Consider the following 19,631-nt stretch of genomic DNA (forward strand, 5'->3'; position numbering starts at 1 on the left):
CTGCAAACAATGTAAAATAATATCATATTTAGCATTATCTCGCCCACCATGGGAGCGATAAATCGCAGGTATTTTTGCCAGTTTTTTTATTTTTTTCAATATCCGCGCGATGGAGCCATCCCATAGCCCGCGCGGAGTAACATATTTCAATATCCTTCGCCCACTGGAAACGCCAAAAGCCGCCGGCGCGTATGAGGCCCACTAAATTTTCCGTCCGCGCGCGCGAAAGAGTCGGAAGCGAAAGCGCCGCTCCCTGAACGCGCAGCATCTCAGAAAGAGCGAGGTCCGAAAGCGCGGCAAACTCGCGCACCTTCCACGCGGCGACGGCGGGCGGCATATCGACGCGGATCTGCGCTATCCGTTCGCGCGCCGCGCTCTCTTTTTCCGCGGCCTCCGCTTCGGCCTGCCTCGCAAGCCCCAGCATCACGCCCTCAAAGCCGCCGTTCATGTTCTCCTTTATCCACGGGATAAGGATGTTCCGAACTTTATTGCGCATGTAATCCGACTGGTCGTTCGTATAATCGTCGCGCCACGCGACTTTGTTTTCCGAAAGCAGCGCCCGCAGCTCGGCGCGAGTAAAATCTATCACGGGGCGCACGACGCAGCCGCGCCGTTCCGGTATGCCGCGAAGCCCGGCAAGCCCCGTTCCGCGCGCGAGGTTTATTAGCTGCGTCTCAACGACGTCGTCCGCATTGTGCCCCACCGCGATGAACGAAAGGCCGCGGCTTTTCGCCGTCTCTTGAAAATGTTCGTAGCGCGCCCTGCGCCCCGCCATCTCAAAGGACTCTCCGCGAAGCGCGCAGGCGTGCACGTCCACCACCTTTACGGCATACTCCACGCCCCATCCAGCGCAGAGCTCGCGTGTAAAAGAGGCGTCCTCGTGCGACGCTCCCTCTCTGGTGCAGTGGTCAAGGTGCGCAGCAACTACGCGCCCCTTGAAAAATTGCTTCATAAGCCACAGCATGGCTACGGAATCTCCGCCGCCCGAGAGCGCGCAGACTATGCCGGGAGCCGCCTCCCAGCCCTGACGCCGCGCCGCTTTAAGGAATTTAGCGCGAAGGTCCATCGTCCTCTTTGGCCTGCGCTTCGCCGAACTGACAGTACTTACGGAGCGAACAGCGCGCGCAGTCCGGTTTTCTCGCGCTGCATATACCGCGGCCGTGCTCCAAAAAATTCAAATGGCTGCCGCGGAAACGGTCGGCTGGAAGCTCCGCTTCAAGCTTCGCCTGTATCTTGTCCGGCGCGTTCTTTTCATCAGCCCAGCCAAACCTTTTGCTGAGCCTCGTTATATGAGTGTCTACCGGAAAACCGGCCATCCCCAGGTCGAAACACTCCACGATAGCGGAGGTCTTCGGCCCCACTCCGGGCAGCGAGGTAAGGTACTCCCTCACCTGCGGCTGAGTCCACCCGCGCAGCTCCTTCAGGGAATACTCGCCAAAACGCCGCTTCACGGCGGCAAGTATCTGCTGTATGTGAGGCGGCTTCGACTGGCTCATGCCGGCAATGCGGAGCACCTCTTTCAGCTCGTCAAGGTCCGCCGCCGCGACCTCCTCCCACGAGGAGTAGCGGCTCTTCATGTTCGCAAAGGCCTTGTCGCGCAGCTTGTCGTTGGTATTCTGCGAGAGTATCGTCAGAATGAGGTCGTCAAGCGGCTCCTCGAAATAAAAATCCGAAGGCGGGCGCTTTTCGTTGCCGTAAAGCGCCTCCAACTCGTCTAAGATCTCCTTCGCGCACCGTATCTCGGCCATTACTTGCCAGCCTCGTCCTCTGCCGGCGCAGCGCCCTCTTTTTTAACGGAGGCGGGCCTTTTGGCGCTCTGTTTTCTCTTTTTCGGCGGGTCAACCCTGTCGCTCATCTCTTTTTTATAGCGGAACGAACGCTCGACCCAGCCTTCAAGCGCGGCCATGACGCGGCCGTGAATGCTTTTTTTGGGATAGAGGCCGTCCTTGTCGGGGACGCCCGCCGGAACTCCGGTCAGTATCTCTATGCCCTCGTCTATCGTGGCAACGCTCCATATATGGAACTTGCCCTTCTTCACGGCGTCCGCCACCTCGTGGCAGAGCATCAGATGCTGCTCGTTCTGCACCGGTATCATCACGCCCTGTTTGCCGGTAAGCCCGCGCGCCTTGCAGTAGCGGAAGAAGCCCTCTATTTTTTCGTTGACGCCGCCTATCGGCTGTATGCGTCCCATCTGGTCAACGGAGCCGGTGACGGCTATAGCCTGATTGACAGGGGCCTCCGCGATGGCCGAAAGCAGACAGTAAAGCTCTGTAGAAGAGGCGCTGTCGCCCTCGATGCCGCCGTATATCTGCTCAAAAGCTATCCTTGCGCTTATCGAGATAGGATATTTTTTGGCGTACATCTTGCCCATATAGCTTGAAAGCGTCATAAGCCCCTTGTTGTGTATCGGGCCTGTCATGCTAGCCTCGCGTTCAATATTTATCACGCCGTCGTTTCCCATAAAGACGTTGGCCGTGATGCGCACCGGCGAGCCAAACGAATGGTCTATCAGCTGCGACACGGTGAGGCCGTTTATCTGCCCTACGGCCGTCCCCTCCGTCTCTATCTTGATGACGCCGTTTTTATACTCTTCAAGCACCTTCTCCTCCCACATGTCGGAGCGGAAAAGCTTTTCATAAAGCGCGCGCTGCACGTGGTCAATGCCTACGAACCGTTTGTTCTCCGCCTTCGCGAAGACCGTAGACTCCACAAGAAGCTCCGTGATACGGTCGAGCTGCGTCGAAAGTTTGTTGCGGTCGTCCGCTAGGCGTGAGGCCCATTCCACGACCTCCCCCACAGCCGCCGCCGTGAAATTGACATGACCCTCAGTCTCAGCGAAGCCCGCCACGAACTGCGCCAGCTGGAACTCGGACTGCGGCGTCCTCGGCATCTCGGAATCAAACTCAGCCTTTATCTTAAAGACCTTCTGGAACTCCGGGTCATAGAGATTGAGCAGATAATAGAGGTACGGAGTGCCGACGATGACGACCTTCATATCTATAGGGATAGGCTCCGGACGCAGCGACGAGACTGGGATATAGCCCAGCTGCTCGCCGAGGTTCTCTATCGAAAGCTCGCGGTAGCGCATGACGCGCTTTAGGACGTCCCACGACATGAACTGGCGCAGCAGCTCGTCCGCGTCAAGCAGCAGAAAGCCGCCGCCCGCCCTGTGCATAGAGCCGGGCGTTATGCGCCTGAAATCGGTGTAGAGATTGCCCTGCTTATTTTCGTAATCCACCTTGCCAACAAGGTTGTAATAGATAGGGTTCGTCTCATAAATGACTGGCGCGCCGCCCTTGGGGTCGTTTGAAACGAAGGCGTTCACCTCATACCGTGAGAAATCCACCTCCGCCGCGTCGTCGCGCACCGAAGCCAAGAAAATGTTGAAATTCGCCGTTATATCGTCGGAAAAAGAGTCAAGCCAGCGGCCAAGCTTTTCGTTCGGCTGATACTTCGCGCGCAGCTCGGTAAGTGTCGGAGTGATGGCCGCTCGGCATATCTGCCCTTCAAGCTCTTTTATCTTCTCTTTGAGGTCCTTTTCGCTCTCGCGTATCTGGCGGAGCTTCTCCAGCGTCTTCTGCGAGATCTCCTCGGATATTTTCTGAAGACGCTCCTGTTCAGCCTCGGGCAGTTTTTCAAACTCTTCCTGCTGCATCTCACGCTTTACGGGCGGCAGCTCCTTAGGCTCACAGGCGCCGTCGGCATCAGCCTCGCCGCCCTCACAGCCCTCGTGCTCCGGCTCCGGCAGCGGAGGCGCCATGATAAGAGGCAGATTCACAAAGCCCTGCGGCGTGCGCTTGATGGCGAAATCTCTTGACTCCGCCCATTTGCGCAGATCCTCCATCACGGAGTTGACCTCCTCCTGGAAGCCCTTCACAAGCTGCGCCTTGTTATCTTCAAATTCGTTGTTGTCAAAAGCCTTTGAAAGCGCCGTCTTCAGATCCTCAACGGCGTCCTCCGCGTCCTTTGAAAGCTCGCGGCCCTTGCCGGCCGGCAAGTTTATGGCAAGCGGCACGCCCGGGTCGGAAAAATTATAGACATATACCCAGTCGTCCGGCGCAGGCATCTTGGCCGCCGCAGTCTTCAGCTCTTCCATCGCGTACGCAGTGCGCCCGCACCCCGGCTCGCCTACAATAAAAATATTGTATCCCTTGCTCTGCACAGAGAGGCCGAAATTAACGGAGCGAACGGCGCGTTCCTGCCCGACAAGCCCCGCCAGCTTTTCAAGCCCCTTCGTGGTCTTGAATCCAAGCGCCTCAAGGTCGGCTGAACGCCGTACCTGCTCGGCGGTAAGTTTTTTATCTTTAATGAGAGACATCTGTTCCTCCTGCATCCTAATCAAATTTATCAGAATGACCAGTTCGTGGCGTTCGGAAACGTTAAGAATAGTCAAAAATAAATTATAACATATATTGAAAATATTTTGTATAAATTTTAAGGCGCGTCAGAAGAGAAATTGACAAAAAATTATCAGGCCGCACGGACAACGGCAAGAGGCGTCGGACAAAAAAAGAACGCCTCATGCCGCCGCCGCGTTCTATGCGGGAGCCGGCGGCGGCGTATTTGATTTTAAAGCGCCCCCCGCGCGCTGCTCTGCGGGGAGACGCTTTTTTCTTTTATCGTTGGCTTGGGGCTATTGTTTATTTACCGCTTTATTTTCCTTGCGCGCATCGCAGCCGCCGCCAAAGCCAGCATCGCAAGGCCCCCGGCTCCGGCTGAACAGCCGTTTGAGCTGCCTCTTTCAGGCGCGGGCGCGGGCGGCGTCGGCGGGTCTATGGACGGTTCCGGCGGGTCTATGGGCGGCTCCGACGGCCCGGGCCGAACGGTAAGACGCGCCGTCACCTCGGCGTTGTAGTTTTTTGCTCCATTTGCGACGAGGGCGGATATTTTGACGTCCGCGCTGCCTGCACTTGTGCCGGTGACCCGCGCCGTCATTACGTCGCCGCTTCTCTCAAAGGCTCCTATCGTTGCTATATCGGGTGAGACGACCGCGCTCAGTTCGGCGCTTGTGCCTGGGCAGATGCGCACCGTCACGCTCGCTGTGGTCTTTACAGCGGCCTTGAGGTCGTAATTATCCAGCAGAAGGGTCGTAACGGGAGTGTCGGCAGCGGTGAAGGAGACGACGTTATATGATTCGCCATCATTCTCTTCTCCGCAAGCAGGCAGACCAGTTTGGTCGAGCCAGCCGCAATTTATCAGCTTGCCATTGCTCTTGCCAGCCACGCCGCCGACAACACTAGGGTCACCAATGACGCTGCCGACGACGCTGCCGGTCATCGCACTGTTGGCAACAGTGTCGACGTTGCCGCTGTTATGGCCTACCACTCCGCCGGCGCGATGGCCGCCGGCGACGCTGCCATTCATCGCGCAGTTGGTAACCGTTCCCGTGCCGCCGTTATAACCCACTACGCCGCCGGTAGCCCCCTGGTCGTAGGCTCCTTGTTGTTGGAAGACGCTGCCGTCGTCGGTAACGCTGCCGGTCATCGAGCAGTTGGTAACGGTGCCTGCATCATTATAGCTCGTCACACCGCCGACATATTCTTTGGTGCAGGTAACGGTGCCGGTCATCGAACAGTTGGTGATCTTCGCGCCGAGTTCGCTCTGCCCAACCACGCCGCCGACTAAACTCTCGCTGGCGACGCAGCCTGAAAGACGAAGGTTTTTTACCACGGCGGAGCTTCTGATAATTGCGAAGAGACCCTCACGATCAGATTTATCCTTGATATAGAGGCCCGTTACCGCGTGTCCGCCGCCGTCGAAAATCCCCTTGAAGCGCTTATTATCATCGGCTATGCCTATCGCGGTCCATTCGCGCGCGCTGAGGTCTATGTCCTTCGAGAGGGTTATCGTGTCGCCCTTGAAGTCGTCCGAGCCGGAGTTTACAAGCGCGGCCACGCCCGCGAACTGCTCCGCCGTCGTGATGGTGAAGGCGGTTTTATTCTCATCGTACCATGATATATCCGCGGAGGCGGCCCAGTTTTCCGTAGGCGCGGCGACGACCTTGACTTTGCAGGTCGCTAAGAGGTCGCCTGATTCTACGGTTATGGTTGCTGCGCCCGGCGCAATCGCCGTGATGTCGCCTGATTTTACTGCAACGATATTATTGTTAGATGATTCCCATTTCAGTTCTTCGCCCTTGGGAAAGGCCGTCACTGTCAGCCGCATCGTCTGGGCATCCGCAGATATGACAACGCCGTTTGCTTTGCGCTCCGCGAAGATCGTCACTTCACTGGGCGCCACCACAAATTTGGGGGCGTTCTGCGCCGCGAAAGAACGCATCATTATAAACGGGGTAAACGAGATGGCGGCAATAAGCGCCGCAAGCACAAAAATATTTAGTCGTTTGCCACCCCCCATATTATGCGCTAAAGCTGCGGGCGCCTTTGATAACTTTGACTGTGCGCTCCTGATGTATTCGCTCATCGTTTTCCCTCCGATCTCTTGAATGTTCATGATTTCAAAACCCAATGCACGCAGCGCCGCCGCGCGCCTGCGTATTTTAGATGAGAAGATTGTAGTGTATTTCAGGAAAATGCACAACAAAAAACGCAAATAAAAAGGCAAAGCGCTGGACTCAGCTTAAAATCTTTACGAAAAGAGGCGCACCCGCCGACCCTGACGTAACCGCCATCCACCCAGCCCAAAATAAACCCCTCATTCCGGCTCTCTGACCGCCGCACAAAATCATTGCGTCAAAACGAAACGTCCCCCCCACGTATTTCTCTGCGAGGGGACGCCTTATCTATCTTATCAGTTGTTCACTGCTATAGTTTTCTTCCGCACTAAAATTAAAAAATCACGAACACATATAAAAACGCCCTCGCGTTACACGCGCTTAGCGCTGCAAGGATAAGGCTGGGCCTAGAAAACCTGAAATAAAATCTATTTAGTACCCGGCATCAACAAATATGGCAAGATTTCCCATAATCATCACTCCTCAAAAAAAGAGGGAAGGAATTGCCTAAAGCAACTGCTTCCCCCATAGTATTAGTGGCATCTTTGGGATGCCGATAGAACTTCGTAGTGAACTTATTTTATATAAATTTTAGTAAGTGTCAACAGTGTTATCGGTCTGCGATAATGTCGGCGATGATCGCGCGGTACAAAAAAAGACAGAGCTTGCGCTCTGCCTTTATAGTCGATTTCTTTTATAATTTAAAATATAAAGAAATACAGCGGGTTATATTTTCTCGACGTCAGAAGCCTGGGGGCCCTTGCTTCCCTGGGTGATCTCGAAGCTGACCTTCTGACCCTCATCGAGTGTCTTGAAGCCGTCTCCCTGGATCGCGCTGAAGTGCACGAAGACGTCATTACCCTCGTCTGTAGTGATAAATCCGTAACCCTTCGTCGCGTTGAACCATTTTACTGTACCGTTGCTTTTCAAAGTGTTGCCTCCCAACAGGAAATTATTGTCATCGCTTTTGACGACTACATAACCTTATACTTTAATGGTGGTCTTGTCAAGGTGATTTACTCAATTTTCAGCTAAATTTATGATATATCTTGAAATGAAATTTTATTATCGCTCTCCTCTTTCAGCAATTAACTAAACTGTGACGCAGGCGCAGGAATCTTTTACGTTTAAGCATATTCCCTTTGAGAAAATCCGTAAAAACTATATTTTGTAAATTAGCGTTATAGGCTATTGTCTGATAATAATTGATGTATTATAATATCACCGTTATGTCAGTAATGGTTAAAACAATTTCCTCGGGAGGGGATATCAAGATGGATATGAATAAACTTACCCAAAAATCACAGGAAGCCTTTTATGAAGCGCAAAATATCGCCGTTCGCCACGGCCATCAGGAGGTGGACGCGGAAAATCTTGCGCTCGCTCTGATCGTTCAGGAAAACGGCCTTATCCCGCGCCTGCTGGACAAGATGGGGATACAGGTGGCGAATCTGACCGCCGCTATTGAAAATGAGCTGAACAAAAAGCCGCGCGTCTCTGGCGCGGGGCAGGAGAGCGGAAAAATTTACGTTTCGCAGCGCCTATCAAAGATATTGGTCAAGGCGGAGGACGAGGCGAACGGACTGAAGGACGATTATATCTCGGTCGAGCATCTTTTTCTCGCTTTGCTTTATGAGACGAAGGGAACGCCGCTAGGGAAGGTCTTTGAGACTTTCGGCATTACGGCGGACAAGTTCCTAAAGACGCTCTCTGAGGTGCGCGGCAATCAGCGCGTGACGAGCGACAATCCTGAGGAAAAGTACGACGCGCTTGAAAAATATGGGCGCGACCTCGTTAAGGCGGCGCGCGACAATAAGCTTGACCCCGTTATCGGCCGCGACGAGGAGATCCGCCGCACCGTCCGTATCCTGAGCCGCAAGACCAAGAACAACCCCGTGCTTATAGGCGAGCCCGGCGTCGGCAAGACGGCTATCGCGGAGGGGCTTGCTATGCGCATCATGCGCGGCGACGTGCCGGAGAATTTAAAGGACCACATTATTTTCGCGCTGGACATGGGTTCGCTGATTGCGGGCGCGAAGTTCCGCGGCGAGTTCGAGGAACGGCTCAAAGCTGTGCTGGATGAGGTGAAGAAGAGCGACGGACGCATCATCCTATTTATAGACGAGCTGCACACTATTGTCGGCGCGGGCAAGACGGACGGCGCGATGGACGCCGGCAATATGCTAAAGCCGCTTCTTGCGCGGGGCGAGCTGCACTGTATCGGCGCTACGACGCTTGAGGAGTACCGCCAGTATATTGAAAAGGACGCGGCTCTTGAAAGGCGTTTCCAGCCGGTGATCGTCGACCCGCCGAGCGTTGAGGACACCATCTCTATTCTGCGCGGGCTGAAGGAGCGTTTCCAGGTCCATCACGGGGTGCGCATCAAAGACAGCGCGCTTGTGGCGGCCTCTGTGCTGTCGAACCGTTATATATCAGACAGGTTCCTGCCGGACAAGGCTATCGACCTTATAGACGAAGCCTGCGCCATGATCCGCACAGATATAGATTCTCTCCCGGCGGAGCTTGACACTGTGAACCGCCGCGTGATGCAGTTGGAGATAGAGGAGGCGGCGCTGAAGCTCGAAAAGGACAAGGGCAGCCGCGAGAGGCTGGACCTTCTGCGCAAGGAGCTTGCGGACGAAAAGGAAAAGGCGAACACTCTGCGCGCGCAGTATGACGTTGAGAAGGAAAATATTACAAAGATACGCTCTATGCGCGAGGAGATAGAAAACGTCCGCCGTCAGGTGGACGAGGCGGAGCGCCATTACGACCTGAACCTCGCCGCTCAGCTGCGCTACGGCACGCTGAACAAGCTTGAGGAGGATCTCAAAATAGAGGAACAAAACCTGGAGGGCATAGAAGATACCGGCCCGAAGCTGCTGCGCGAAGAGGTTACGGAGGACGAGATAGCCGAGATAGTTGCTAAATGGACGGGGATACCCGTTACGCGGCTCATCGAGGGCGAGCGCGAAAAACTGCTGCATCTGGACAGCATACTTCACGAGCGCGTGGTGGGACAGAACGAGGCGGTCACGCTTGTGGCGGACGCGGTGCTGCGCGCGCGCTCCGGCATAAAAGACCCGAAGCGCCCTATTGGCTCTTTCATTTTCCTTGGCCCGACGGGGGTCGGCAAGACGGAGCTTGCGCGCGCCCTGGCCGAGGCACTCTTTGACTCTGAGGACAATATGGTGCGCATAGACATGTCCGAATACATGGAGAAGCACACAGTGTCACGACTGGTCGGCGCGCCTCCCGGATATATCGGATATGAGGAGGGCGGACAGCTCACCGAGGCGGTGCGCAGACACCCCTATTCGGTGGTGCTTTTTGACGAGATAGAAAAGGCTCACCCCGACGTCTTCAACATCATGCTCCAAATACTGGACGACGGGCGCGTCACCGACAGTCACGGGCGGCTTGTCAGTTTTAAAAATACTGTGATAATCATGACCAGCAACATCGGCGCACAGGTGCTGATAGACGGCATGGACGAGCGCGGCGAGCTGTCTGAGGGCGCGGTGGGCGACGTGATGGCGCTGATGCGCACAAAGTTCCGTCCTGAGTTCTTAAACCGCGTGGACGAGATGATCTGCTTCAAGCCGCTGACGCTCGCCGACATCCGCGAGATCGTGCGCCTCATCCTGCGGCAGCTTGAACTGCGCCTGCACGAACGAAATATCACGCTGGAACTGACGGACGCGGCGCTTGATATATGTGCGCGCAACGGCTACGACCCCATCTACGGCGCGCGCCCGCTGAAACGCTACGTGCAGAAGGCGCTCGAGACGGACATCGCAAGGGCCATCATAGCGGGAGATATACGCGACGGAGGCACTATCCGCGTGGTGGATAAGGACGACCATATAGAGATGCATTTCCACAATCCGGAGCCAGCGGCAAAAGAATAACGGCCCGAAATAAGCTATAATATGATTAGCCGGGCGCGTAATACCCGGCTAATTGATTGTAACAACGCAAAATAAAAAATACGGCGCGCACGCGCCAGCAGAACCGGGAGGATTTTCTATGGCTGAAAAAATGGAATTTCAAAGCGAAGCGAAACAAGTTCTGGAGTTGATGATCAACTCCGTATACTCGAACCCCGATATATTTGTCAGAGAGCTGGTCTCCAACGCCTCCGACGCAATAGACAAGCTGCGCATCGAGAGCCTGAGCAACCCAGAGCTTGCGGAGTTTGCGAAGAACGGCCGCGTCGACATCACTATCGACAAGAAGGCGGGCACGCTCACCTTTGCGGACAACGGAATAGGAATGGACCGCGACGACCTCGTGTCGTATCTCGGCACTATCGCCCGCAGCGGCACGGGAGAGTTCATACGTGCTATGCAGGAGGCGAAGAACGGCATAAACAGCGACCTCATCGGGCAGTTCGGCGTGGGCTTCTACTCCAGCTTCATCGCGGCAGACAAAGTCACCGTTGAGACGCTGAAAGCCGGCTCCGACAAGAGCTGGAAGTGGGAGTCGACCGGCGACGGCACTTATAGCATAGACGCGGGCGACAGAAAGAGCTGCGGAAGCTCTATAACGCTGCACATGAAGGCAAGCGCCGCCTCCATGGACGAACACGACATCACGAAGGATTATCTCTCCGAGTGGACGCTGCGCAGCATCATCAAGGAATATTCCGACTTCGTCATCTATCCTATATATGTGGAGGAGACAGCTGAAGAGAAGAAGGAAGATCATAAAGAAGAACCGGTCAACTCGATGAAGGCGCTCTGGACGCGCCCGCAGAACGACATCAGCGACGAAGAGTTCAACGACTTCTACCGCCATATCTCCCACGACTGGGAGAACCCGATGAAGCACATCTACTACAAGGCCGAGGGCGCAAGCGAATTTCGCTCGCTGCTTTTCATCCCGTCCCACCCGCCGATGGATCTCTTCTATCAGGACGGCAGACACGGCGTGCAGCTCTACATCCGCCGCGTGTTCATAATGAACGACTGCAAGGATCTCATCCCCGAGTATCTGCGCTTCATCAAGGGCGTGGTGGACTCTGAGGACCTTTCGCTGAACGTCTCGCGCGAGATGCTTCAGCAGGACCGCCAGACGGCCCAGATAAAGAGCAGCCTCACCAAAAAGGTGCTGGACACCCTGCGCCAGATGCGGAAGGATATGCCGGAGGATTACAATAAATTCTGGCAGGCCTTCGGAGTGGCGCTCAAAGAGGGGATAATCTCCGACCTGCGCCACCGCGAGGAGATCATGAAGCTCTGCATCTTCAACACCTCAAACGAAGACAAGACCTCTCTTGAGGACTACGTCATCAACATGCCCGCCGGGCAGGACAAGATATACTATCTGGCCGGCTCTTCGCTGAAGAACCTGCTCAACTCGCCGAAGCTGGAGGCCTTTAAGAAAAAGGGCATCACTGTGCTGCTTATGGGCGACCCCGTGGACGAGATATGGGTCAACAACGCGAGAAAGTTCGATAAATACGACTTCGTCTCCGCGGCGGCCGAAAACCTGATGCTGCCGGAGGGCGAAACGAAAGAGACGACAGACTCCGATGTGGAAAAAAGCGGCCTTGCGAAGAAACTGAAAGAGGCGCTTGGGAACCTCGTCGAAGAGGTCAAGGTCTCCGACCGTCTCGTGGACTCGCCGGTCTGCTTCGTGCAGAAGGGCGAGGAGATATCTCCGCAGATGAGGAACTTCTTCAAGTCGATGGGACAGGAAGTGCCCGAAGAAAAGCGCGTGATGGAAATAAACCCGGAGAACCCGCTCATCAAAAAGATAGCAGAAGCCGCTGAAAAACCGGACTTCAAAGCCGAAGAATGGTCGAACGTGCTGATGGGCCTAGCCTCGATAGCCGACGGAGAACCAGTGGCCGACGGCAAGAAGTTCACGCAGCTGCTGACCAAACTGCTGGATAAGAGCGAGCAGTAAGCTGTAAAACTGATATTAAAAGTCCCGGAGGTCTGCAACAGACCTTCGGGACTTTTGTATTTTTAATGTGCGGCGGGGCCGGTGTTACGCGGTTTCCGCGTGAGCGCGCATGCATTCCCCGCGCTCGCATTCGAGGGGGCCTATGGCCTCTGCAAGCCACGCTTTGGCGGGGTGTTCGCCTGTGCCAAGCCATGTGGCGGTGTGGAGATGGAGGCATTTTGCGCCGCATAGCGCCTCTTTCCAGTTTATGCCGCCAACGCCTGTATCGGTGAGCACCGACAGTATGGCGTTTCCTTTCTTTTGCGCGGCCTCGCGCTGCTGCGGCGTCAGAAGCGACATTCTAAGAGCGGCGTAGGCATGGTGCATCGCACGCGCCGCCTCCGGCGCGTCGGCAAAGATTTTTTCAAGTTCTGATATTTTCTGCGCCGATTCAAGGCCGCCGCACCTGCGGTTCAGGTAAGGGCAGGTGAGCCAGAAGATGGTGGGAAACGGACTGCCGTCACGCGAGAGCGGAGACGACACTATCACTTGCGGCGCTCCGTGGGAGCACCTGCGCGCCACCCAAAGCACCTCCGCCGCGTCCGTCTTTCTTCCGCGCCGCTGTATTTTTAAAAGTTCGAGGTCTGAGTCGGTGAGGACGCTCCAAAAGGCCGGAGGAGAAAACTCTTCCGGCCTTTCCTGCGCGTTTTCGCGTTTCAATTTATTTCTTTCCGGCGGCGCTGTTGCCTGTACGGCGCTTCGTACCGCGCGGGTCTTTGCATTTGCTGTTCAGGTCGGCGATCTTTTCGTCGCTGAACTTCATAAAGTTGGTCAGCTTCTTTTCGAAATCTTCCTCGCGGTGAACAGGCGGGCGGACCTCTTTCATTTGCAGAGCCTTAACTGAAAGGTCTATGCGGCCTTTGTCGTCTATCTTGATGACTTTGGCCGTGATCTTTTTGCCCTGCTCGAGCACGTCTTCTACCTTTTTTACATAATTATGCGACAGTTCGGAAATATGAACCATTGCCTTCTGGCCTGATTCAAGCCTTATAAACGCGCCGTATGGCGCTACATGTTCAACTGTTCCGCTCACTGTTTCGCCCACGCTAACCATGGGCGCCGCCGCAGCTGCCTTCTCTGCCATCTGTGGTTTCTGACCTCCAAAAAGTGTTTAGAAAGACTATTATTATCTTTCACGCCTCAAAAGGCTGTAAATTATATTTTACCATAAATAAATCATTTGGTAATCTGAGGAAATAGCGTTATTTCAAAGCTCTTTGTATAGCCTCGTCTACCCTCTCGGACTGGAACGGCTTGATGAAGAAGTCCGACGCTCCGGCGCGGATAGCTTCGATGACCTGATTCTGCTGGCTCATCGTGCTTACCATGACTATTTTCGCCTTAGGGTGTTCGGCTTTGATGGCTTTCATCGCCTCTATGCCGTCCATTTCGGGCATGGAGATGTCCAGCGTGACGACGTCAGGGAGGAGTTCGTTGTACATCCTGACCGCCTCTTTGCCGTTTTCAGCCTCGCCTATTACATCGTATCCGTCTCTTATGAGCATATCTTTCAGTATCACGCGCATATGTGTGGAATCTTCCGCTATCAGTATCGTTGCCTTCATCTCTGACGCTCCCTTCGCAGTTGTATGTCGGCTATTTCGAGGTTATCCCAAGCTCTTCGAGGAAGAGGGGGCTGAGCACTTTTATGTACGTCCCTTTCATTCCAAGGCTTCTGCTCTCTATTATACCAGCGCTGCCAAGTTTTCTAAGCGCATTTACGATGACGCTTCTCGTCACCCCTACGCGGTCTGCTACTTTGCTTGCGACGACTACGCCTTCGGGGCCGCCAAGGTCTTCTATGATGTGGCGGACGGACTCGACTTCGGAGTATGAGAGCGCGCGCATCGCCATCTGGACCACAAGGCGCTCGCGGCCTCTTTCTTCTATAGACTTGCCTCTGTCGTTTAGTATCTCAAGGCCGACGACCGTTGAAAGATATTCGGCGAGCACAAGGTCGCGCGTGTCGAACTGACAGCCGAAGCGCGCGAGTATGAGCGTGCCGAGGCGTTCGCCAGCGCCGTTGATGGGGACGATGAGCACGTGCTTGTTTGAGTAAGCGCAGGGCTGGTCTGCGTAGGCGCAGAGCCCGTGGTCTGTGTGGTTGAGTATAGATTCGTGGAACTGGTTGACTTTTTCGACGTAGGGCGACGGCATGGCTCCGTTTATCAATATCTCCGCCATTATCGGGCAGTCGTATTCGCTGATCCACGCGTATCCGAGGATGCGGCCCTCACGGTTGATTACGTAGACGTTGGCCGCGGAGAGATCTGACATAAGACGCGCGAGCTTCGGATAATCGGGCGTGCCGCGGTCTTTGCGCGCCTGCAGCACGCGGCTGACTACGCGTGTTTTTTCGAGCAGGTCCTGCATTGCGGACTGGTTGATTATTTTCGGGCGATTTTCGATAAGTTCCTTTGGTGTATCCATATATATGTGCCTCCCTGATTGAGTTTCCTGAACTTTTATTTTCTGCGTGCGTTAATCATCTTCAAGCGCCATCGGGTGCGCGTTTAAGTAGCTTTTTTTTACCTGATCGGTGGTTATCGTCAGGTATCTCTGCGTTGACGCTATGCTGTCGTGCCCCAGCAGCTCCTGCACTATTCGAAGCGGCGCTCCGTTTTCTAGCATGTGCGTCGCGCAGCAGTGACGAAGGACGTGCGGTGTCACTCCAAAGAGACCAACACGTTTGGCCGCCCTCATTACGATGCGGTCTACCGTGCGCACCGTGAGCCTCTCCACGCCGCTCTTTCCGGCGCAAAAGACTGGGGCTGCCTCGTCGGTGCAGGTGATGTCGCGCCACTCTTCAAGCAGCGCTTTCAGAGGAAAGCCCATCGGCACCATTCTTTCTTTGTCGCCCTTTCCCATGACGCGCAGCGTGCGCGTTTCAAGCTCTATCATATCCCAGTTGAGGCCGATAAGCTCGGAGATGCGTATGCCCGTGCCGTAGAGCGTCTCCAGGATGAGCCTGTCGCGGCGGAAGTTCTTCGTTCCGCTCTCTGGGCCATCTTGCAGCAGACGGTCTATCTGCGAGTACGGAAGGGCGCGCGCAAGGGCGGCGGGCTTTTTAGGGCCTTTCAGCCCAAGGGCCGGATCGCTTGTTAATTTGCCTGAGGCGCAGAGCCACGCGGTGAAGCCGCGCACAGCGGACAGCCTTCTGTTTGCGGAGGTCCGGGCCTCTCCTATGCCTAATATGCTGCTGACAAATATCCGAATGGAATTTATATCTATTCCGCTCACGTCGTTTATTCCCTGATTGGCGAGATAATCTTTAAAATGCATCAGGTCGATACGATAGTTTACCGTCGTATGTTCTGAACGGCGAAGCGAGCGTAAATAATCAATATAAAGATCAATTTCTTCCGAAATATTTTCCACCATAGTCGGTATTGTAACAGGAAAATTGTAAATATCAAGGGATATTTTTAGAAAATTCACAAGTAACTATACAATGCGCACTATTTACTGAGATAAAAAGCCCGCGGCTCATGCGCTCGCGGGCTTATCGGCGGTTGCGGTGAATTGTATTTTATTTTTGTTTAAAGAGCTCCGGCTGCGCTTCGATAAATTTTTCAAGCGCCTCCTGCGACCTTTGCGCGTAGGCTTCGCAGCGTTCGGTTCTTTTTCTTATTTTTTTGCCGGGGAGCCTCGGGAAGATGCCAAGGTTGACATTCATCGGCTGGAAGCTTTCAGGCAGCGCCGTCATCAGGTAGTTGAGCAGAGATCCGACGGCGGTCTCTTCCGGGAAGTCGGGCATCGGCTCGCCGCGCACGGCGCAGGCGGCGAATAATCCGGCGGCGAGGCCCATCGCGGTGCTTTCCATGTAGCCTTCGACGCCGGAGGCCTGCCCCGCTATGAAGAGCGCCCCGCGCTCCTTGAAGCGCAGGCTTTTATCGAGCACGCGCGGCGCGCAGACGAAGAGGTTTCTGTGCATGACGCCCTTTCGCACGAACTCGGCCTCCTTGAGCGCCGGTATCATTCTGAATACTCTCTCCTGCTCGCCCCATTTGAGGTTTGTCTGGAAGCCTACGATGTTGAAGAGCGTGCCCGCTTCATTGTCTTGGCGAAGCTGAACGACGGCGCACGGCGCACATCCTCCCGTCGCCGCCTCAAAGCCTACCGGGCGCAGCGGGCCGAAGAGCAGCGTTTTTTCGCCGCGCTTTGCTATTACCTCGACGGGGAGGCAGCCGTTGAAGTGGCGCATCTGCTCCTCTTCAAAGTCGTGGCGAGGGGCGGTCTGGGCGTTTACAAGCTCGCTCCAGAAGGCCGCGTATTCTTCCTCGTCCATCGGGCAGTTGATGTAGTCGCCCTCGGTTCCGTATCTGTTTGCGCGAAAGGCCTTCGTCATGTCTATGGTGCTTACGTCTACGATGGGCGCAACGGCGTCGTAAAAATATAAAAATTCTTCGCCGGTGAGACGTCCAAGCGCCGCGGCCATCGGTTCGCTGGTAAGCGGCCCAGTCGCTATTATGGCCGGCTCCTCCGGTATCTCGCGTAGTTCTTCGCGCACCACCTCGATGTTTGGGTGAGAGGCTATCTTTGAGTCTATAAGCCGCGCGAAAAGCTCCCTGTCGACGGCAAGGGCGTTTCCGGCGGGCACGCGAGATATTTGCGCGCAGTCGACGATGAGGCTGTTCATCCGCGCAAGCTCCGCCCTGAGTATGCCGGCGGTTGTGGTGGTTTTGTCGCCGCCAAGCGAATTGCTGCATACAAGTTCACCAAGCAGCGGCGTCTGATGCGCCGGCGTCATTTTGACGGGGCGCATCTCATAGAGGCGCACCTTTATGCCGCGTTCCGCAAGCTGCCACGCCGCTTCGGAGCCGGCCAGGCCGCCTCCCGCTATCGTTACAGGCTTACATGTCTGTGTCATTGGTTTCCGGCTCCTGCGCTTCTCCGCCCTCGGGCGCGCCCTCTTTTCCCGGCTTTTTCCACGATACGAAGTCGCATTCGGGGTATCTTTCGCAGCCGTAGAAGAAACGGCCCTTCATTTTGCCTTTTGTGGCGCGGCGGCGTATCAGCTCGCCTTCGCCGCATTTGGGGCATTTTATGCCGCTTTTCTTCACTATTTTTCTTGTGTATTTGCACTCGGGATAGCCGGTGCAGGCGATGAACTCACCAAAGCGGCCGCGTTTTACGATAAGCTCGTGCCCGCACTCGGTGCATTTCTCACCGATGAACTCAGGCTCCGGCCTCATGCTTTCACCGTGCGCGGAGACGTCTTCGACGACGGGCTTGAAGCTGCTCCAGAAGTCGCCCATGAGTTTTTTCCATTCGATGTCGCCGGACTCCACCTGGTCAAGCTCCTGCTCCATCTTCGCGGTGAAGCCTTCGTTCACTATGGAGGAGAAGTAGCGGACGAGGAAGCTGTTGACGAGCCTGCCAAGCTTTGTGGGGATAAGTTTTTTATCCTCTTCGCTCCGGTCTACGTAGCCGCGCACCGTGAGCGTCTCTATTATTGTGGCGTAGGTGGAGGGGCGTCCGATGCCCTTTTCTTCAAGCGCCTTGACAAGTCCCGCCTCTGTGTAGCGGGGCTGCGGCTGCGTGAATTTCTGTTCTTTATCTATGTTTGTAATGGAAAGTTCTTCGCCGTTTACCGCCGGCTCCATCGTCACGTCCTTTATCCCAAGAGGATAGACGCGGCCCCATCCGTCAAAGGCAACTACGGTGCCGCTCTGCTTCATCTGGTAGTCTGAGGCGGAGCAGATGAGGTTTGTGCGCGCAACGACGGCGTCCTTCATCTGGCTCGCTATGAAGCGGCTCCATATAAGCTCGTAAAGACGGTACTGCTCCGCCGTGAGAAAGGGTTTTATTGATTCGGGCGAAAGCGACGCGTCCGTTGCGCGTATCGCTTCGTGCGCGTCCTGCGCCTTGCCCTTTGGTATGTATTCGTTTGGCTTTTCGGGCAGATAGGCGTCGCCGAAGCTGCTTTTTATAAACGCGCGCGAGGCTTCAAGCGCCTCTGGCGCGAGGCGGAGGCTGTCTGTTCTCATGTAGGTGATGAGCCCGGTTGGGCCGCGGCCCGGGATGTCTATGCCTTCGTAGAGCGCCTGCGCTATGCGCATTGTGCGCTTGGGCGCAAAGCCGCAGCGGCGCGAGGCCTCCTGCTGCAATGTGCTGGTCTTAAACGGCGCGCCGGGCTGTTTTTTATTTTCCTTTGTGCTGAAGTCGTCGACGACAAGACGTCCGGCCCTTATCTCGGCCTCTATGCGCTTTGCCTCTTTTTCGTTCTGTATCTCAAATGGCTTGTTTTTATATTTTTCAACGCGGAGCCTGTAGGCGCGCTTTTTGTCTCCGCTTGCGGCGTCCACGTCCATGAGCCAGTATTCGTCCGGGATAAATCTCTCTATCTCTTCCTCGCGCTCGCAGACGATGCGCAGCGCAACGGACTGGACGCGGCCAGCGGAAAGCCCGCGCTGCACCTTGTACCAGAGCAGCGGGCTCAGCTCGTAGCCGACGAGCCTGTCTAGCACGCGGCGCGCCTGCTGCGCCTCGACCAGCTCCATGTTGATGGTGTCCGGTTCGGCTACGGCCGCCTTTACGCCGTGTTCCGTTATCTCGTGCATCCTGATGCGGCATTTGTCGTGCGTATCTATGTCAAGCAGCGCCGCAAGATGCCACGCTATCGCCTCACCCTCACGGTCGGGGTCGGAGGCGAGCAGCGTCTTTGCGCTGACGGCGGAGGCGCCTTTCAGCGTCTTGATGAGGTCAGCCTTGCCGCGCACCTGGATATATTCCGGCTCAAAATCGTGTTCGACGTCTATCGCCATTCGGCCTTTCGGCAGGTCGCGGACGTGGCCGACGCTTGCCAGCACCTTGTAGCCGCCGCCAAGTATTTTCTCCAGGGTCTTCGCCTTTGCCGGAGACTCGACGACGACGAGCGTCTTGTCTTCGTAGGGCGCGAATTTCTGCGCCTTTGCGCTTTTTTTCGCGGCCGGTTTTTTAGCGGCAGGCTTTTTTGCCGGTTTCTTTACAGCAGCGGCTTTTTCTTCCGCTGGGACTTCGGTTTCCGTAAGCGTCTTTGCCGCCTTGGTCGTTTTTGGTGTTTTTTTCGAAGCAGACTTGGCGCCCGCGGTTTTTTCTTCCGCGATCTCCGTCTTTTTCTTTTTAGGCGCGCTTTTTTTGGCTGCCGGCGCGGCCTTTTTTTTCGGAATTTTTTCTTCTATTTCATGGGGCGCCTGCTCTTTTGCCTGCGCTGTCTTCTTTTCAGTCATGCTGCACACACCTCTTT

General features: G+C 55.4%; 14 protein-coding genes. 2 read left to right on the plus strand and 12 right to left on the minus strand.

The annotated features are described in order from the left end of the window. Positions 1-34 precede the first annotated feature (34 nt). The 5 genes from tilS to RRY12_01940 form a co-directional block, all read right to left on the minus strand. On the minus strand, positions 35-1,066 hold the full coding sequence (gene tilS / locus RRY12_01920) for a tRNA lysidine(34) synthetase TilS (protein ID MEG2183412.1): 1,032 nt from the start codon (positions 1,064-1,066) through the stop codon (positions 35-37). Beyond that, positions 1,050-1,748: an endonuclease III gene (nth, locus tag RRY12_01925; GenBank protein MEG2183413.1), complete on the minus strand. Its 699-nt coding sequence runs from the start codon at positions 1,746-1,748 to the stop codon at positions 1,050-1,052. The genes tilS and nth overlap by 17 nt, the downstream gene beginning before the upstream one ends. After that, positions 1,748-4,318, minus strand: a complete 2,571-nt coding sequence (locus RRY12_01930) for an ATP-binding protein (protein MEG2183414.1) — start codon at positions 4,316-4,318, stop codon at positions 1,748-1,750. Before RRY12_01930 ends, nth begins: the two co-directional genes overlap by 1 nt. A 326-nt stretch (positions 4,319-4,644) precedes the next feature. Then, a complete protein-coding gene (locus tag RRY12_01935) occupies positions 4,645-6,423 on the minus strand; it encodes a GLUG motif-containing protein (GenBank protein MEG2183415.1) in 1,779 nt (592 codons plus the stop codon). Between the two features lie 757 nt (positions 6,424-7,180). Next, the gene (locus RRY12_01940) at positions 7,181-7,384 is read right to left on the minus strand and encodes a cold-shock protein (GenBank protein ID MEG2183416.1); all 204 of its coding nucleotides are present in this window, start codon (positions 7,382-7,384) and stop codon (positions 7,181-7,183) included. Between the two features lie 344 nt (positions 7,385-7,728). On the opposite strand from RRY12_01940, the gene clpB reads away from it, so the two are divergent. Both clpB and htpG read left to right on the plus strand, forming a co-directional pair. Then, the gene (gene clpB, locus RRY12_01945; protein ID MEG2183417.1) at positions 7,729-10,362 is read left to right on the plus strand and encodes an ATP-dependent chaperone ClpB; all 2,634 of its coding nucleotides are present in this window, start codon (positions 7,729-7,731) and stop codon (positions 10,360-10,362) included. Between the two features lie 118 nt (positions 10,363-10,480). After that, a complete protein-coding gene (gene htpG / locus RRY12_01950) occupies positions 10,481-12,364 on the plus strand; it encodes a molecular chaperone HtpG (protein ID MEG2183418.1) in 1,884 nt (627 codons plus the stop codon). A gap of 84 nt (positions 12,365-12,448) precedes the next feature. Here htpG and RRY12_01955 read toward each other — a convergent pair whose 3' ends face one another. From RRY12_01955 to topA, 7 genes are all read right to left on the minus strand, one after another. Beyond that, a complete protein-coding gene (locus RRY12_01955; protein ID MEG2183419.1) occupies positions 12,449-13,063 on the minus strand; it encodes a DUF501 domain-containing protein in 615 nt (204 codons plus the stop codon). Position 13,064: 1 nt separating this feature from the next. Beyond that, positions 13,065-13,487 (minus strand): S1 RNA-binding domain-containing protein, encoded by a 423-nt coding sequence (locus tag RRY12_01960; GenBank protein ID MEG2183420.1) that lies wholly within the window; start codon positions 13,485-13,487, stop codon positions 13,065-13,067. 118 nt (positions 13,488-13,605) lie between these two features. Next, positions 13,606-13,968: a response regulator gene (locus RRY12_01965; protein ID MEG2183421.1), complete on the minus strand. Its 363-nt coding sequence runs from the start codon at positions 13,966-13,968 to the stop codon at positions 13,606-13,608. A gap of 31 nt (positions 13,969-13,999) precedes the next feature. Beyond that, a complete protein-coding gene (gene codY, locus RRY12_01970) occupies positions 14,000-14,833 on the minus strand; it encodes a GTP-sensing pleiotropic transcriptional regulator CodY (protein ID MEG2183422.1) in 834 nt (277 codons plus the stop codon). Positions 14,834-14,884: 51 nt separating this feature from the next. Continuing rightward, complete coding sequence (locus tag RRY12_01975) at positions 14,885-15,784, minus strand: tyrosine-type recombinase/integrase (protein MEG2183423.1); 900 nt, start codon at positions 15,782-15,784, stop codon at positions 14,885-14,887. A gap of 148 nt (positions 15,785-15,932) precedes the next feature. Then, entirely contained in the window at positions 15,933-17,273 is a 1,341-nt protein-coding gene (gene trmFO / locus RRY12_01980) for a methylenetetrahydrofolate--tRNA-(uracil(54)-C(5))-methyltransferase (FADH(2)-oxidizing) TrmFO (GenBank protein MEG2183424.1), read from the minus strand. Then, positions 17,257-19,614, minus strand: coding sequence for a type I DNA topoisomerase (gene topA, locus RRY12_01985; GenBank protein ID MEG2183425.1), 2,358 nt, complete (start codon positions 19,612-19,614; stop codon positions 17,257-17,259). The genes trmFO and topA overlap by 17 nt, the downstream gene beginning before the upstream one ends. Positions 19,615-19,631 lie beyond the last annotated feature (17 nt).

This window comes from Cloacibacillus sp., from assembly GCA_036655895.1.
Classification (GTDB): domain Bacteria; phylum Synergistota; class Synergistia; order Synergistales; family Synergistaceae; genus JAVVPF01.

Bases quoted from the DNA above. Each gene is read 5' to 3' on its own strand.
- tilS (MEG2183412.1), bottom strand. From the start codon at position 1,066: ATGGACCTTCGCGCTAAATTCCTTAAAGCGGCGCGGCGTCAGGGCTGG.
- nth (MEG2183413.1), bottom strand. From the start codon at position 1,748: ATGGCCGAGATACGGTGCGCGAAGGAGATCTTAGACGAGTTGGAGGCG.
- RRY12_01930 (MEG2183414.1), bottom strand. From the start codon at position 4,318: ATGTCTCTCATTAAAGATAAAAAACTTACCGCCGAGCAGGTACGGCGT.
- RRY12_01935 (MEG2183415.1), bottom strand. From the start codon at position 6,423: ATGAGCGAATACATCAGGAGCGCACAGTCAAAGTTATCAAAGGCGCCC.
- clpB (MEG2183417.1), top strand. From the start codon at position 7,729: ATGGATATGAATAAACTTACCCAAAAATCACAGGAAGCCTTTTATGAA.
- htpG (MEG2183418.1), top strand. From the start codon at position 10,481: ATGGCTGAAAAAATGGAATTTCAAAGCGAAGCGAAACAAGTTCTGGAG.
- RRY12_01960 (MEG2183420.1), bottom strand. From the start codon at position 13,487: ATGGCAGAGAAGGCAGCTGCGGCGGCGCCCATGGTTAGCGTGGGCGAA.
- RRY12_01965 (MEG2183421.1), bottom strand. From the start codon at position 13,968: ATGAAGGCAACGATACTGATAGCGGAAGATTCCACACATATGCGCGTG.
- codY (MEG2183422.1), bottom strand. From the start codon at position 14,833: ATGGATACACCAAAGGAACTTATCGAAAATCGCCCGAAAATAATCAAC.
- RRY12_01975 (MEG2183423.1), bottom strand. From the start codon at position 15,784: ATGGTGGAAAATATTTCGGAAGAAATTGATCTTTATATTGATTATTTA.
- trmFO (MEG2183424.1), bottom strand. From the start codon at position 17,273: ATGACACAGACATGTAAGCCTGTAACGATAGCGGGAGGCGGCCTGGCC.
- topA (MEG2183425.1), bottom strand. From the start codon at position 19,614: ATGACTGAAAAGAAGACAGCGCAGGCAAAAGAGCAGGCGCCCCATGAA.